Here is a 14,429-nt window from a genome sequence, read left to right as displayed (position 1 = left end):
CGGGCCATCCGGCAGTCGCGCGCCGCGCTCAACTCTCGAGCGTTTCCTCCACCGCACCGGGAAGCGCAGGATCGGCGAAACGGGGCGCGGTCTCGACCATCGGGACCTCATCGGTAATCTCGCGCTTGCCGATCTTGATGTGCTTGTCCGAGAGGCGGCGCGCCCGGCTCATCACATTGCCCTCATAAGTTCGCGCGAAGTCGTTGAAACTGTTGACCGCCCGCCCAAGGTGAACACCGACCTTGCCGAGATCGTCCTGCGTCTTGGCGAGACTGTCGTAAAGATCGCTGCCCAGCTTGCCGATCTCGCGCGCCTCCTTGGCGAGGCCTTCCTGCTGCCAGACTTGCGCGATCGTGCGGCAGATCGCGACAAGATTGGTCGGGCTGGCCAGCAGCACGCGCCGGTCGAAGGCATAGTCCCAAAGACCCGAATCGTGTTCGAGTGCGGCCGCGATGAAATGCTCGCCCGGCACGAACATGATGACGTAGTCCGGCGCGTTCTCGAACTGGCTCTGGTAGCTCTTGTCTCCCAGCGTCTTGATATGGTTGCGCATCGAAGCCGCATGCTGGTCGAGAAAGCCCACGCGCGCTGTCTCGTCCTCGGCCTCGAAGGCGTCCTGGTAGGCGTTGAGCGAGACCTTGGCGTCGATCACGAGCTGCTTCTCGCCTGGAATCCGCACGATCGCGTCGGGACGCAGGCGTCCGTCCTCGGTGTTGATCGAATGCTCGGTCACGAAGTCGGTGTGCTCGGTGAGGCCGCACTGTTCGAGCACATTCTTGAGTTGCTGCTCACCCCAGCGCCCGCGCGCCTTGGGGGCATTGCGCAGCGAATTACCCAGCCGCACCGCTTCGGCGCGCACCTGCTCCTGTCCGACCCGCAGCGCCTCGATCTGGCCATTGAGCTGGCCAAAGGCATCGACTCGCTTGAGTTCGAGAGCAGCGACCTGCTCCTCGTAGCTCTTGAGGCGCTGGCCGACCGGCGCGAGCAGCGTCGCAATCCGCTCGGCACTGGCCTTCTCGCTTTCCTCGAAACGCGCGCCCGCCCGGCGCAGAAAGGCCTCCTGCGCACCTTCGAGCACTTTGGCCCCAGCGTTCTCGAACTCCTTGCGCAGCGCTTCCTGCGCCTCGATCAGGAGCCGCTTCTGCTCCTCGAAATTGGCGGTCTTCTCGCGCAGCGTAGAGAGTTCGTCGGAGGTCGTGTGCAGGTTCTGGCGTAGCGCGGCAAGCTCGCGGTCGTAACCCGCACGCGCGGCGTCGTAACGCACGGTCGCCTCATGGCGCAGCGCATCGAGCGCAGCCCCCGATTCGCGACGCAGATGGTCCATCTGCTCGGCATGGGCCCGGCGCTCGTCGACCACGGCGCGCGAAAGTTCGTCCGCACGCGCGGCGCGCTCCTCCGCGCCCGCAAGGTCGCGGATCGCCGCCCTAAACCGTTCGTCGAGCTCGGCCGCCGCGCGTTCGCGCTCGGCCACTAGGCGCCGCGCCTCGGCAACGGGGCGTGATCCGAAAAACCAGCCTGCGAAAAGGCCGACGACAAGCGCAAGAATGGCGGCAATGGTAAGTTCCATGCCGCCATCCTAGTTAGAACAATTCAGGAACGCCAGCCCTCGCTGACGGTTTTCCTCAGGTCCGGATCAATCAGGCCGCGCGACGCAGTTTCTCGAGCTTGCGCAGCGCCATCTGGCGCTTGAGGCGCGAGAGGTGATCGATGAACAGGATACCCTCGAGGTGGTCCATCTCGTGCTGGAGACAAGTGGCCAGAAGGCCGTCCATCGCCTCTTCGTGGGTAGCGCCGTCAAGGTCCTGGTAGCGTACGCGGCAGGTCGAGGGACGCTCGACGTCGGCGTAGATCTCGGGAACCGAGAGGCAACCTTCCTGATAGACCGTGTGCTCCTCGGAGGGATCGAGGATTTCCGGATTGATGAAGACCCGGGGCTCCCTGATCGTGGGCTGGTGGGTGTGCTGGTGCCCGCCATGGTTGCACACTTCGGGTTCGGCGTCGGGATCGTCGGGCTGGAGATCGATCACCAGCACGCGCAGGGGAACGCCGACCTGGATGGCGGCAAGACCGATGCCGGGGGCATCGTACATCGTCTCGAACATGTCCTCGACAAGGGTCTTGAGCGCATCGTCGAACACTTCGACGGGCTTGGAGACCTGCTTGAGGACGGGATCGGGAACTTCAAGGATTTCGCGGATAGCCATGGATTGCAGATAATGCCGACACGCGATTCTCGCAAGATTGCGTTGGTGATGACTGTAATCGCCGCATTCGTACCGTGTTCATACGACGGGACGGCGCGCGCGTATCGCCTGCGCCAGGGTGCCCTCATCGAGATAGTCGAGCTCGCCGCCGACCGGCAGGCCGTGGGCGAGCTGGGTCAGACGCACCGGCTTGTTCTCCAGCTTTTCGGCGATGTAGTGTGCGGTCGTCTGGCCCTCGAGCGTGGCGTTCATGGCGAGCAGCACCTCGTCGATCCCGCCCTCCTCGATCCGCGCGAGAAGGCTGTCGATCGCAAGGTCCTCCGGCCGCACACCATCGAGCGCGGAGAGCCGGCCACCCAGCACATGGTAGCGGCCAGTGAACAAGTGCGCTCGGTCGAGCGCCCAGAGATCGGCCACCTCTTCCACCACGCACAGCGCGCGCTGGTCGCGCCGCGGATCGCGGCAGATGCCGCAAGGGTCGCTGGTATCGACATTGCCGCAGACCGTGCACTCGACGAGGCTCTCGCGCACGGCGGCAAGCGCTTCCACGAGCTGGACGAGCGAGGTTTCACGCCGCTTGATCAGCCAGAGCACCGCGCGCCGGGCCGAACGCGGACCGAGCCCGGGAAGGCGGGCCAGCGCCGCGGTCAGCGTCTCGATCTCTTGCGATGCCATGGGATGAGAGATAGGGCCTCCCCGCTGCCGACGGAAGCCCGCTGGCCCGTCGATCGAGGGAGTTGCCCACAATATGCGTATCATCTTCATGGGAACGCCCGATTTTGCGGTCCCCGCGCTCGAAGCGCTGGCCGAGGCCGGGCACACCATCGTGGCCGTCTATTCGCAGCCACCCCGCCCCGGCGGACGGCGCGGGCGCGAACTGACGCCGACCCCGGTGCACAAGGCCGCCGAGGCGCGTGGTTTCGAGGTGCGCACCCCGGTCTCGCTGCGCGGCGCCGAGGAGCAGGACGCCTTCGCCGCGCTCGAGGCGGACGTCGCGATCGTCGCCGCCTATGGGCTGATCCTGCCGCAGGCAATCCTCGATGCGCCGCGCCTGGGCTGCCTCAACATTCACGCCTCGATCCTGCCGCGCTGGCGCGGGGCCGCACCGATCCAGCGCGCGATCCTTGCGGGCGATCCCACCACCGGGGTCACCATCATGCAGATGGAGGCCGGGCTCGACACCGGGCCCATGCTGGCGACGCTGCGCACGCAGATCGAGAGCAAGACCGCCGGCGAGCTGACCGACGAACTGGCCGAACGCGGTGCGCAGCTCATGGTCGGAACCTTGCGCGACCTGGCCCTCCACCGCCCGGTGACCCAGCCCGAGGAGGGAGTCACTTACGCCAAGAAGATCGAGAAGGCCGAGGCGCGGATCGATTTTTCACAGGGAGCCGATGTGATCGAACGGCAGGTGCGCGCCTTCATGCCCGCGCCGGGCGCCTTCTTCGAACTCGAGGGTGAGCGCTACAAGGTCCTTGCCGCTAAAGTGGTCGAAGGCTCGGGAACGCCTGGCGTCACGCTCGACGATGCGCTCACCATCGCCTGCGGTTCGCTCGCACTGCGCGTCACGCGCATCCAGCGCGCGGGCAAACCGGCCATGGACACCTGCGACTTGCTGCGCGGCCGCCCCGTGCCCACGGGAACCGCGATCGCATGACCCGCTTCGCGCTTACCCTGGAATTCGACGGAGCGCCGTTCATGGGGCTGCAGCGGCAGTCGCACGGCCCTTCGGTTCAGCAATCGGTCGAGGATGCCGCGCACGCGATTACCGGCGAGAATGTCATCATGCACGCCGCCGGGCGGACCGACGCGGGCGTCCATGCCCTCGCCATGCGCGCGCATATCGAGATCGCGAAGCCCTTCACGCCGTTCCGCCTGATGGAGGCGCTGAACGCCCGGATGCGCCCCGCACCGGTCGCCGTCACCGCCTGCGAGGTGGTGCCCGACGACTGGCACGCGCGCTTCTCGTGCATCGCGCGCTCCTACATCTACCGCATCGCCAATCGCCGCGCCCCGCTCACGCTCGAGCGCGGAAAGGCCTGGCAGGTATCCAGGCCGCTCGACGAGGCTGCCATGCACCGCGCCGCGCAGGCGCTTGTCGGACGGCACGATTTCACGACGTTCCGCTCGGTCCATTGCCAGGCGCAGAGCCCCCTGAAGTCGCTCGACCGGCTCGACGTGCGGCGCGAGGGCGAGATGATCCTGATCGAGGCCGAAGCGCGTAGCTTCCTACACCACCAGGTGCGCTCGATGGTCGGCTGCCTTGCGCTCGTGGGCATGGGCCGCTGGGCCGAGGATCAGGTCGGCGCGGCTCTTGCGGCGAAGGACCGGCAGGCACTTGGCCTTAACGCCCCGCCCGATGGTCTCTACTTCGTCCGCGCCACCTACCCCGAAGATTGACCACCGCGCTATCCGAAGGGCAAGAGCGCACACGCACGCCATCTTGACGAATGCTGCAACTGCTCACAAGACATTCAGGTCGCAGGTTCTCCGGCTGGCCTCGGCCACGCCGGAGCTAAGACGGGAAGACGGTGACATCCCCATTGACGGGATGGAATCCGGCGCTGCCCCCGCAACTGTAATCGGAGAGCCTGGGAACACCCGCGTGCCACTGGCCGCTTCGGCAGCCGGGAAGGCCTGCTCCCTTGCCGTGACCCGAGAGCCAGGAGACCTGCCCGCGACGCGATAACGACCACCGGCGGGGTGCCCGGTCTGGCCGTTCGCTTCGAGCGGGTGGCTGCCAGCGCCCGCGCGGCGGCGTGCGTCCTGTTCCACCTCCTTGCCCAATGCGGGAAAAGCTATGTCCTCCGATTTCCACACTCCGCCCGAGCTCGTTGACACGCAAACCTTTGCGGACTCCTCGGTGCAGCTCATCGACATGATCTTTCCGGGCGACACCAACCACCATGGCACGCTGTTCGGCGGCGTGGCGCTCGCCCACATGGACAAAGTGGCCTTCCTCACCGCAACCCGCCACGGCCGCGCACCGTTCGTCACGGCCTGCTCGGAACGGATCGATTTCAATGCGCCCGGGTTTTCGGGCGAGATCGTCGAAGTGAGTGGCCAGCTCACCCGCGTGGGGCGCAGCTCGCTCGACGTCGAAGTGACGGTGACCGCCGAGGCGCTGGTCTCGGGCGAGCGCCGCACGCTCACCCGCGGCCTCTTCACGATGGTGGCCCGAAAGGGGCCGGAGACCCGTCTTCCTCTGCCCCCGATGCCACCGCGCCCCGCGATCGAGGACGAGAACGCCCCCTTGCGCATGGTCGAGATGGTCTTCCCCACCTCGACCAACCACCACGGCAACCTTTTCGGCGGTGATGCCATGAAGATGATGGGCAAGGCCGCCTTCATCGCGGCCACGCGCTTCACGCGCGAGATCGTGGTAATGGCCTCCTCCAGCCGCATCGACTTCACCTCGCCGATCCGCGAAGGCGCGATGATCGAGCTTATCCCCCGCGTGCGCATGGCCGGGCGCAGTTCGCTCCTCGTCGAGGTGCAGATGTGGTCGGAAGAACTGCTCACCGGCGCGCGCAACCACGCGGCGACCGCCCGCTTCACGATGGTTTCGGTCGACGAAGAGGGCAAGTCCAAGCCGTTCACCGCCGCGACGCCGCTGTGATCGGCGGCCCGCCTGACCGCAGGTCGTGTCGACCGGTCAGGCGGGCACGACCTGCAGATAGGCCACCCGTCTCTTGCTCTTGGCGTCATAGAGGCGGGCATCGGCCTGCTCGAGCAGCCTTTCCAGCTCCTGGTCCGTGCCCTCGCTGACGATCGTACCAACGCTCGTCGAGATCGTCAGGGCAAGCCCTTGAATGTCGAATGGCGCGCGGATCGCGGCGGAGATACGCCGCGCGAGAACGTCGGCTTCGGCAGGCGAATCGAGACCGAACTGAACGATCACGAATTCGTCGCCGCCAAGGCGCGCCGCAATGTCGCCCGCGCGCACCGCCCCGCGCAGGCGCTCGGCTACGTCAGCGAGCAACGCGTCGCCCACCGCGTGGCCATGCGCGTCATTGACAAGCTTGAATCCGTCAAGGTCGAGAAAGTGAACGGCCAGCAGACGCTGTGGCGCTGTCAGCACCGCCTCGCGGAAATATTCGGCCAGAGCCAGCCGATTGGGCAAAGCGGTCAAAGCGTCGTGCCGGGCCAGGAGCGAAGCCCTCAGGCGCAAACCAATTTCGCGTTCGTAGGCCCGGCACCGCACGATCACCGATTGGCCGCCTGCCGCGAGAAAACCCAAGGTAATGAGTGCAGTTGCGACATAGGCGGGATCGTTGGCAAGGCACGAAACGGTGACCATGGGAACGACCGCAAGCGACATGCTGGAAATGGCCAGCCAGGGACGCAGGGCGCAGTTGGTCGCAACGCCCGCACCATAGCCCATGACAAGGCAAATCGTGACGATGTGAATCTGCGGGGGATGACGCAGGAAAGCCAGCGCTGCAAATAGCCCGAGAAAAGTCGAAAACGTCAGGTAAGGCCCTGCAAAGATCATCTCCAGCCTTCGCGCTGCGCGACGATCGAGCGGAGCCGTCAACGCGTGATCGCGCAGAAGCAGGGTGACTGCGAGGCGCGTTGCGCAGCCCAGGAACGCAATTGTTCCGATAACTTCCATCGCGCGCGACGGACGCCCGCTGTAGGCGATCACACCTGTTATGCCGAATGCCACGAGCATAAAGGTCGCCGGCACCGTGTTGGCAAACAGGCTACGCACTTGCTCGACCAGAATCTTGTCGCACAGCGCCTGCGCAGAAGTGGACTTCACGGTACCCATCCCACATTTATAGTGAGAATTGGGTTATACCTGCGCGTGCTGGACAACCTCCTGCCGCATACTCCGGATTTCTACCGGATTCTGATCCAGGCGGTGTCTATACCTCGGGCGGGGGCGGCGCGCTGCTGCCCCCCGCTCCGAATTTTCAAGCCTTGCCAACCACGCTTTCGGGCAAATCCTTGCCAAAGACGCGCTGGTAGTACTCGGCCACGAGCATGCGTTCGGTCTCGTCGCACTTGTTGAGGAACGAGAGACGGAAGGCGAAGCCCACGTCGTTGAAGATTGCCGAATTCTGCGCCCAGGTGATCACCGAACGCGGGCTCATCACGGTCGAGATATCCCCGTTCATGAAGCCCTGGCGCGAAAAATCGGCGACCTTGACCATCTGGGCGATCACGTCCGGAGCGACCTGCGGCACTTTCTTGGTGACGATGTCGACTTCGGTTTCGGACGGCAGGTAATTCAGGCCCACGACCAGATTCCAACGGTCCATCTGGCCCTGGTTGATCTGCTGGGTTCCGTGGTAGAGCCCCGAGGTGTCGCCCAGGCCCACGGTATTCGCCGTCGCGAAGAGGCGGAAGTTGGCGTCCGGGCGGATCACGCGGTTCTGGTCGAGCAGCGTCAACTTGCCTTCGGTCTCGAGGATGCGCTGGATCACGAACATCACGTCCGGGCGGCCCGCGTCGTATTCGTCGAAGACGAGCGCGACCGGGTGCTGGAGCGCCCAGGGCAGCAGTCCCTCGCGAAACTCGGTGACCTGCATGCCGTTGCGCAGCACGATCGCGTCGCGCCCAATCAGGTCGATACGGCTGATGTGCGCGTCAAGATTGATGCGGATACACGGCCACTTGAGGCGTGCGGCGACCTGCTCGATGTGAGTCGACTTGCCGGTTCCGTGGTAACCCTGCACCATCACGCGACGGTTGTAGGCAAACCCGGCAAGGATCGCGAGCGTGGTATCCGGATCGAACACGTAAGTCGGGTCGAAATCGGGCACGCGTTCGTCCGCCTCGGAAAAGGCGGGAACCTTCATGTCGATGTCGATCCCGAAGGTCTCGCGGACATCGAGTTCGATATCGGGGGCGGCGAGCACGGTGGCTTCGCGGTTTTCGGCTTGGGTCATCGCAGTCTCTGTCATCGCCACACCCGCCTAAAGGACAGCGCATCGCACCGCAACATGCTTTGCGCCTTGGCGGACCGAACCAGGCAACCTTTTGACGCATTTGCGCGCTTCAGGTGCTGGTTTCGTCAGCTTTCCGGGCGAACAGCGCAACGAAACGGCTGGCCAGTTGCGGATCGCCCTCGCATATCAGCTTATGGCCATCCTTGCCGAGTGGCGCCCCTTCGAAGAAGACCGGTGCAAAATCGGTGGCGCTGCGGGCCGCGAAACGCAAGTCCGGCGCCTGCAGCGCGTCACCTCCGGGGTGGATCGTGAGACCACCGGGCAACAGGCGTCCGGCGAAGCGCTGCTCGGCGATGTCGAAGGCGATCCAAAGATCCAGGCCACCGATCCGTTCGGGGCGAAGCCGCGCCACCAGCGCCAGCATCAGCGAGACCGGGGTCATCGGCAAGGCCGCATTGCGTATCACCGAAGCTTGCGCCCAGCGCACCATCGCCTGGAGCACCGGAGCCAGTTCCTGCCCCCAAGCGGTGAGACCATAGCCACGCGCACCATTGGCACGCTCTAGCCGATCGCTCCGGACGATTCCTGCAACTTCGAGCGTCGCGAGTCGCTCGCTCAGCGTCTTGGCCGAGAGGGCCGGAAGCGCGGCGCGTACTTCGTTGAAGCGACGCGGCCCGAGCAGCAATTCGCGAACGATGAGCAGCGACCAGCGTTCCCCCACCAGTTCCATCGTCAGCGCGCAACCACAGGCATCGCCGTACCAGCGGCCATGGCGCAAGGCCTCGATCGATGTGCCGCGAAGCGCGGCAGAGGAGCAAGCGGTGTCGTCGAGCGCCATGGTTGCGTTTGGTAACCGGAGCCACGCCCCCACTCCACCTCAACCCGCTCCAATTCGGACCTTGGGCGAGCGAAGCTTCGAACCGGCTCGGCACGACGTCGCCAACGCCCTGCCGTAACACGATTGACGCCGCCCCTTCCATCGCCCAGCCTCTCTGCAACCGGACTCGCCGCAACCGGCGACCGGCACACTCGAGGAGAGCGGTTCGTGACGGATTACACGTTCTACACCAACCCCATGTCGCGCGGTCAGATCGCCCGCTGGGCCCTGCACGAAGTGGAGGCCGACTACGACCAGGTTCTGGTCGACTGGGGCGCCAAGAGCGCCGATTTCCTCGACGCGAACCCGATGGGCAAAGTGCCCACGCTTATCCATCACGCCAACGAAGGACCGCGGGTGGTGACCGAGGCCGCCGCGATCTGCCTCTACCTGGCCGAGATGCACCCCGAGGCTGAGCTACTGCCCGACGACACCCAGATGGCCGATTACTATCGCTGGACCTTCTTCTGCGCCGGGCCGGTCGACCAGGCGCTCACCGCCAAGGCGCTCGGCTTCGAACCCAAGGGGCCCAAGCAAGAAGGCCTCGTCAGCTTCGGCAGTTTCGAACGTCTCATCGGCGCATTCACGGCCTTCCTGGCCGAACGCGAATGGGTCTGCGGCGATCGCTTCACGATGGCCGACGTCTACGTCGGTTCGTCGGTCGACTGGGGGCTCAACTTCGGCCTCCTGCCTCCCAACGACGCCTTCGCCGCCTATGCCGAGCGCTGCCAGGCACGCCCGGCGTACCAGGAAGCCAAGGCCATCGACGGCGCCCTCATCGCGCAATCGAGCAAATAGCCGCCACGGCAACACCAAGGTTCTGCAAAAACCATGTCGCTCGAACTCTTTGGCCACCCCTTCTCGTCCTATACCTGGAAGGCGCTGATCGCGCTCTACGCCTTTGACATCGCCTTCGACTTCCGGATGGTCGACGGGGATCATCCGGACAACGCCGCGCTCGTGGGCGCGGCCGGTCCGGCGGGCAAGTTCCCGGTGTTCAAGGACGGAAGCGAACTCCTGTTCGAGGCCAGCGTCATCATCGAGCACCTTGCGCTCACCCACGGCTCGGCGCGCGAGCTGGTGCCCGAGGACCCGCATCTGGCGAACACCGCGCGCATGCTCGACCGGGTCTTCGACAACTACGTGATGACCCCCATGAACGCGGTGGTCGTCGAGCATATGCGCAACCGTGGCGCGCCCGAGACCGCGCGCATCGAGGACGCGAAGGCGCGGCTCGGCCGGACGTACGCCTGGCTTGAGCAATGGCTCCGCGCAAATCCGCGCGAACCTCGGATCACGCTCGTCGAATGCGCGGCCGCACCTTCGCTGTTCTACGCCGACTGGGTCCATCCGATACCCGATGCGCTGGTGCACTTGCGCGAATGGCGCCGCGACTTGCTGGCCCGCCCGCCCGTTGCCCGCTGCGTCGAGGAAGCACGCCCCTACCGCGCCTGGTTCCCGCCTGGCGCACCCGATCGGGACTGAAAGGAAATGACGATGGCCACGATCCCTCTCGACGCCGGCGGGTGCACGACATGACATTTGCGGGTGCCGAAGGCGGCTGCGATTGCGGCAAGATCCGCTATCGCCTCGAAGCCGAGCCGATTGTCCTCAAATGCTGCCACTGCCACGCCTGTCAACGCCAGAGCGGGAGCGCTTTCGCGCTCAACCTGGTGATCGAGACAGCCAATGTCGCATTGCTTGGCGAAGCCCCGGAAGTGGTCGAAATGGCTACCCTGAGCGGCCACGGCCAGGCCAACGCCCGTTGCCCGCACTGCCGGGTCTCGGTCTGGTCGACGTTCCACCAGGCCGGCGACAAGGCCCGTTTCGTGCGCGCGGGCACCCTCGACGAAACGCGTGGCCTCGTCCCGGACCTGCACATCTTCACAAAGGCGAAGCAGGATTGGGTCGTGATCCCCGAGGGCGCCGAAGCCTTCGAGGCGTTCTACCGCGGCAAGGACGTGGTGCGCGTGTTCGGGGCGGAAAACGCGGCGCGCTGGAAGGCCGTGCTGGAGCGATGAGCCCCCCACGGCGCCTCCGTCACCCGAAAGCCGCCGCCTTCTTGAGAAGCTGGTAGGCCTCCACCACCTGCTGGAGCTTTTCGGCGTGGCCATGATCGCCCCCGTTCTGATCGGGGTGGTACTGGCGAAGGAGCCGCGTGTAGCGCATGCGCAAGGTCTTGGCGTCGACGTCGAGTTCGAGCCCGAGCACTCTCAGCGCCCCGCGCTCGGCAGGGGTGAAGCGCGCATCGGCACGCATCTCCTCGGCCATTTCGCCCCTGCGACGGCGCACATGCGCGCGGGCGCGCGACTGGATCGCCTCGAGCGGATCGGAGAAGTTGGCCCAGTGCGGCGCGCCGTCGACCGCTTCGCCCGGACGGAAGGCACGCGCGGTGTTCTCCCAGCCGTAGATCGGCGACTGCGCGCGCAAGATTTCCTCCGCCGCCATGCCTTCGAAATAATCGTAACCCGCGTTGAACTTGCGCACGTGCTCGAGACAGAACCAGCGGTAGTCGCCGGGCCCGTCGAAGCTGGACGTACGCGCGCCCGGAGCCCGGAACTCGCCCGCCTCCTCGCACCCCGGCCAGCTGCATTCGCGCCCGCCGGAATCGAACCTTCCATGAAATCTATGCTGTCTCACCGGCTTTAAGATGGGACATGTGCACCCTAAATGGAAGACCATGACCGGACCCATCGCCCAGGAAATCGCCCAGCGCCTGACCGCTGCCTTCGCCCCCACCCAATTGGAGGTGATCAACGATTCGGCCCACCACGCCGGCCACATGGGCGATGACCAGAGCGGCGAATCGCACTTCACCATCCACATCGAAAGCGCTGAATTCACAGGCGTTTCGCGCCTGCAACGCCAGCGCCTGGTGAACGCCGCGCTCGGCGACATTCCCGGTGAGCGCGTCCATGCGCTCGCCATCAAGGCCCGCGCTCCGGGCGAGTAGGCCGCCGTGATGGGACAAGGCGATCGGCGCGCGCGAAAAAATCGCGGCGTTCTGCCGGTTGCCCTTTCCCGCGCGCGCGCCTAAATGCGCGCACCATGCCGAAACCTTTGATCTTTGCCGTGCCCAAGGGGCGTATTCTCGATGAAGCTCTGCCGCTGATGGCACGCGCGGGCGTCGTGCCCGACGCCGAGTTTCATGACAAGAAGTCGCGCGCCCTTTCGTTCGCGTGCGAAAACAGCGACATGCGCCTGATCCGCGTGCGCGCTTTCGACGTCGCGACGTTCGTCGCGCATGGCGCGGCGCAAGTCGGCATCGTCGGTTCGGACGTCGTCGAGGAGTTCAACTACCCCGACCTCTATGCGCCGGTCGACCTTAACATCGGTCATTGCCGCCTCTCGGTCGCCGAGATGGTGGGCGAGCAGACCGACACGCTTCCCTCGCACTTGCGCGTCGCGAGCAAGTACCCCAACCTGACGCGCCGCCACTTCGAGAAGATGGGCGTGCAGGCTGAAGTCGTGAAGCTCAACGGCGCGATGGAACTGGCCCCCACGCTCGGCCTCTCCAGCCGCATCGTCGACCTTGTCTCGACGGGCCGCACGCTGAAGGAAAACGGCCTCGTCGAGACCAGCCGCATCCTCGACATCTCGGCACGTCTCATCGTCAACCGCGCCGCGCTCAAGACCGACGAGCGCGTGGCCGCGCTGGTCGAGGCCTTTCGCGCGCTCGTCGCGGCCGAGAAGGAAGCCGCCTGATGCTGCGGCTTTCCACCCGCGATCCGGGCTTCGAGGACGCCTTCGCACGCGTCGTCGATGACCGGCGCGAAAGCGCGACCGACGTTGCCGCCGACGTTGCCGCGATCCTTGCCGACGTGCGCGCGCGCGGCGACCAGGCGCTCGCCGAACTGACTGCGAAGTTCGACCGCCACGATCTCGACGCGACCGGCTGGCAGATCGACGCAGGCACCTGCAAGGCCGCCTTCGACGCGCTCGATCCCGCCTTGCGTGCCGCTCTGGAAACCGCTGCAAACCGCATTCGCGCCTACCACGAAGCGCAAATGCCCGAGAACCGCGACTACATCGATGCGCAAGGCGTGCGCCTCGGCGCGGTCTGGCGCGGGGTCGATGCGGCCGGGCTCTACGTGCCCGGTGGCCGCGCCGCGTACCCCTCCTCGATGCTGATGAACGCCATTCCCGCCAAGGTTGCAGGCGTGGAGCGGCTCGTCGTCGTCACGCCCACGCCGGGCGGCGAGGTCAACCCGCTGGTTCTGGCCGCCGCGCACCTTGCCGGGGTCGACGAAGTCTGGCGCGTGGGCGGCGCGCATGCCGTGGCCGCGCTTGCCTATGGCACGGACAAGATCGCGCCGGTCGACGTCATTACCGGCCCCGGCAACGCCTGGGTCGCCGAAGCCAAGCGCCAGCTCTACGGCGTGGTCGGCATCGACATGGTGGCCGGCCCCAGCGAAATCCTCGTGATCGCTGATGCCAAGAACGATCCGGTGCGCATTGCCGCCGATCTCCTCAGCCAGGCCGAGCATGACCCGACCTCGCAGTCGATCCTGATCACCGACGATGCCGCTTATGGCGATGCCGTCGCCGAAGCCGTCGAAAGCGAACTCTCCAAGCTGGCGACGCAGGAGACCGCGCGCACCTCGTGGGATGCGAACGGCGTCATTATCGTCGTCGAGAGCTTCGACGAGGCCCCCGTACTCACCAATCGGCTCGCAGCCGAGCACGTCGAGATCGCCACGGATGATCCCGAAGCGATCTTCGCGCAGATCCGCCACGCCGGCTCGGTGTTCCTCGGGCGCATGACTCCCGAGGCCGTCGGCGACTATGTGGCCGGCCCCAATCACGTTCTTCCCACCGGGCGCCGCGCGCGCTTTTCCTCGGGCCTTTCGGTCCTCGACTTCATGAAGCGCACCAGCTTCATCCAGCTCGACGAGGCAGCCTTGGCCGCGATCGGCCCCGCCGCCGTCGCCTTGGCCGAGGCCGAAGGTCTTCCCGCGCACGCCCGCTCCGTTTCCGTAAGGCTTGAAAAGTAATGTCCGCATCCAAGAAGGCCCGCGCGGCCGCTCGTCTTTCCGCCGTCCAGGCGCTTTACCAGTTCGACATGGAAGGCACGCTGATGGCCACCCTGCTCGACGAATTCCACCGCCATCGCCTGGGCATGGAAATCGACGAGGAGAAGTTCGAGAAGGCCGACGTCGCTTTCTTCGACGACATCGTGAAGGGCGCCGTCGCCCGCCGCGAAGAAATCGACGCGGTGCTTTCCCAGAAGCTGGCTTCGGGCTGGTCGCTCGAGCGCCTCGACAAGACCATGCTCCAGATCCTGCGCGCAGGTGCTTACGAGCTGATGGCGCGCGCCGACGTGCCGACCGGCGCTGTGATCACCGAATATGTCGACGTTGCGCATGCCTTCTTCGAGGAGCGCGAGGCCAAGTTCGTGAACGGCGTGCTCGACGCCGTCGCCAAGTCGGTCCGCTGATCACGGCAAATCAC

17 protein-coding genes and 1 riboswitch are annotated in these 14,429 nt (G+C 65.8%); of the genes, 10 read left to right on the top strand and 7 right to left on the bottom strand.

Annotation, left to right across the window (positions count from 1 at the left end):
- Positions 1 to 28 precede the first annotated feature (28 nt).
- The 3 genes from HT136_RS14710 to recR form a co-directional block, all read right to left on the bottom strand.
- Positions 29 to 1,567 carry a DNA recombination protein RmuC gene (locus tag HT136_RS14710; protein WP_214200555.1) on the bottom strand — a complete coding sequence of 513 codons (1,539 nt, stop codon included), beginning with the start codon at positions 1,565 to 1,567 and terminating at the stop codon, positions 29 to 31.
- A 70-nt stretch (positions 1,568 to 1,637) separates the two neighbouring features.
- A complete protein-coding gene (def, locus tag HT136_RS14705; protein WP_214200554.1) occupies positions 1,638 to 2,204 on the bottom strand; it encodes a peptide deformylase in 567 nt (188 codons plus the stop codon).
- Between the two features lie 78 nt (positions 2,205 to 2,282).
- A complete protein-coding gene (gene recR / locus HT136_RS14700) occupies positions 2,283 to 2,879 on the bottom strand; it encodes a recombination mediator RecR (RefSeq protein WP_214200553.1) in 597 nt (198 codons plus the stop codon).
- Between the two features lie 73 nt (positions 2,880 to 2,952).
- On the opposite strand from recR, the gene fmt reads away from it, so the two are divergent.
- The 3 genes from fmt (at position 2,953) to HT136_RS14685 (ending at position 5,823) form a co-directional block, all read left to right on the top strand.
- Positions 2,953 to 3,861, top strand: coding sequence for a methionyl-tRNA formyltransferase (gene fmt, locus HT136_RS14695; RefSeq protein WP_214200552.1), 909 nt, complete (start codon positions 2,953 to 2,955; stop codon positions 3,859 to 3,861).
- Positions 3,858 to 4,604 carry a tRNA pseudouridine(38-40) synthase TruA gene (gene truA, locus HT136_RS14690; RefSeq protein WP_214200551.1) on the top strand — a complete coding sequence of 249 codons (747 nt, stop codon included), beginning with the start codon at positions 3,858 to 3,860 and terminating at the stop codon, positions 4,602 to 4,604. Before fmt ends, truA begins: the two co-directional genes overlap by 4 nt.
- A 66-nt stretch (positions 4,605 to 4,670) precedes the next feature.
- A riboswitch (cobalamin riboswitch) is annotated at positions 4,671 to 4,897 on the top strand.
- A 107-nt stretch (positions 4,898 to 5,004) separates the two neighbouring features.
- The gene (locus HT136_RS14685) at positions 5,005 to 5,823 is read left to right on the top strand and encodes an acyl-CoA thioesterase (protein WP_214200550.1); all 819 of its coding nucleotides are present in this window, start codon (positions 5,005 to 5,007) and stop codon (positions 5,821 to 5,823) included.
- A gap of 36 nt (positions 5,824 to 5,859) precedes the next feature.
- Here HT136_RS14685 and HT136_RS26525 read toward each other — a convergent pair whose 3' ends face one another.
- The 3 genes from HT136_RS26525 to HT136_RS14670 all read right to left on the bottom strand — a co-directional run bounded on the left by HT136_RS26525 (position 5,860) and on the right by HT136_RS14670 (position 8,939).
- Positions 5,860 to 6,969, bottom strand: coding sequence for a diguanylate cyclase domain-containing protein (locus HT136_RS26525; protein ID WP_343222197.1), 1,110 nt, complete (start codon positions 6,967 to 6,969; stop codon positions 5,860 to 5,862).
- A 154-nt stretch (positions 6,970 to 7,123) separates the two neighbouring features.
- On the bottom strand, positions 7,124 to 8,101 hold the full coding sequence (cobS, locus tag HT136_RS14675; protein ID WP_425516896.1) for a cobaltochelatase subunit CobS: 978 nt from the start codon (positions 8,099 to 8,101) through the stop codon (positions 7,124 to 7,126).
- A gap of 109 nt (positions 8,102 to 8,210) precedes the next feature.
- The gene (locus HT136_RS14670; protein ID WP_214200547.1) at positions 8,211 to 8,939 is read right to left on the bottom strand and encodes a winged helix-turn-helix transcriptional regulator; all 729 of its coding nucleotides are present in this window, start codon (positions 8,937 to 8,939) and stop codon (positions 8,211 to 8,213) included.
- Between the two features lie 207 nt (positions 8,940 to 9,146).
- On the opposite strand from HT136_RS14670, the gene HT136_RS14665 reads away from it, so the two are divergent.
- From HT136_RS14665 to HT136_RS14655, 3 genes are read left to right on the top strand one after another with little or no spacing between them, the layout of a single operon-like run.
- Entirely contained in the window at positions 9,147 to 9,776 is a 630-nt protein-coding gene (locus HT136_RS14665; protein WP_214200546.1) for a glutathione S-transferase family protein, read from the top strand.
- A 33-nt stretch (positions 9,777 to 9,809) separates the two neighbouring features.
- On the top strand, positions 9,810 to 10,463 hold the full coding sequence (locus tag HT136_RS14660) for a glutathione S-transferase family protein (RefSeq protein WP_214200545.1): 654 nt from the start codon (positions 9,810 to 9,812) through the stop codon (positions 10,461 to 10,463).
- A gap of 50 nt (positions 10,464 to 10,513) precedes the next feature.
- Positions 10,514 to 10,999, top strand: a complete 486-nt coding sequence (locus HT136_RS14655) for a GFA family protein (RefSeq protein ID WP_214200544.1) — start codon at positions 10,514 to 10,516, stop codon at positions 10,997 to 10,999.
- Positions 11,000 to 11,018: 19 nt separating this feature from the next.
- On the opposite strand, the gene HT136_RS14650 is transcribed toward HT136_RS14655, so the two are convergent.
- The gene (locus HT136_RS14650) at positions 11,019 to 11,618 is read right to left on the bottom strand and encodes a DnaJ domain-containing protein (protein ID WP_214200543.1); all 600 of its coding nucleotides are present in this window, start codon (positions 11,616 to 11,618) and stop codon (positions 11,019 to 11,021) included.
- Between the two features lie 40 nt (positions 11,619 to 11,658).
- Here HT136_RS14650 and HT136_RS14645 point away from each other — a divergent pair, with 40 nt between their 5' ends.
- The 4 genes from HT136_RS14645 to nusB all read left to right on the top strand — a co-directional run bounded on the left by HT136_RS14645 (position 11,659) and on the right by nusB (position 14,415).
- Complete coding sequence (locus HT136_RS14645; protein ID WP_214200542.1) at positions 11,659 to 11,931, top strand: BolA family protein; 273 nt, start codon at positions 11,659 to 11,661, stop codon at positions 11,929 to 11,931.
- A gap of 95 nt (positions 11,932 to 12,026) precedes the next feature.
- Positions 12,027 to 12,683: an ATP phosphoribosyltransferase gene (gene hisG, locus HT136_RS14640; RefSeq protein WP_214200541.1), complete on the top strand. Its 657-nt coding sequence runs from the start codon at positions 12,027 to 12,029 to the stop codon at positions 12,681 to 12,683.
- Positions 12,683 to 13,972 carry a histidinol dehydrogenase gene (gene hisD / locus HT136_RS14635; protein ID WP_214200540.1) on the top strand — a complete coding sequence of 430 codons (1,290 nt, stop codon included), beginning with the start codon at positions 12,683 to 12,685 and terminating at the stop codon, positions 13,970 to 13,972. Before hisG ends, hisD begins: the two co-directional genes overlap by 1 nt.
- Positions 13,972 to 14,415 carry a transcription antitermination factor NusB gene (nusB, locus tag HT136_RS14630; protein ID WP_214200539.1) on the top strand — a complete coding sequence of 148 codons (444 nt, stop codon included), beginning with the start codon at positions 13,972 to 13,974 and terminating at the stop codon, positions 14,413 to 14,415. Before hisD ends, nusB begins: the two co-directional genes overlap by 1 nt.
- Positions 14,416 to 14,429: the final 14 nt, after the last annotated feature.

The organism is Novosphingobium profundi (genome assembly GCF_018491765.1).
Lineage (GTDB): Bacteria > Pseudomonadota > Alphaproteobacteria > Sphingomonadales > Sphingomonadaceae > Novosphingobium > Novosphingobium profundi.
This window is presented reverse-complemented; position numbering and strand designations above follow the sequence as displayed.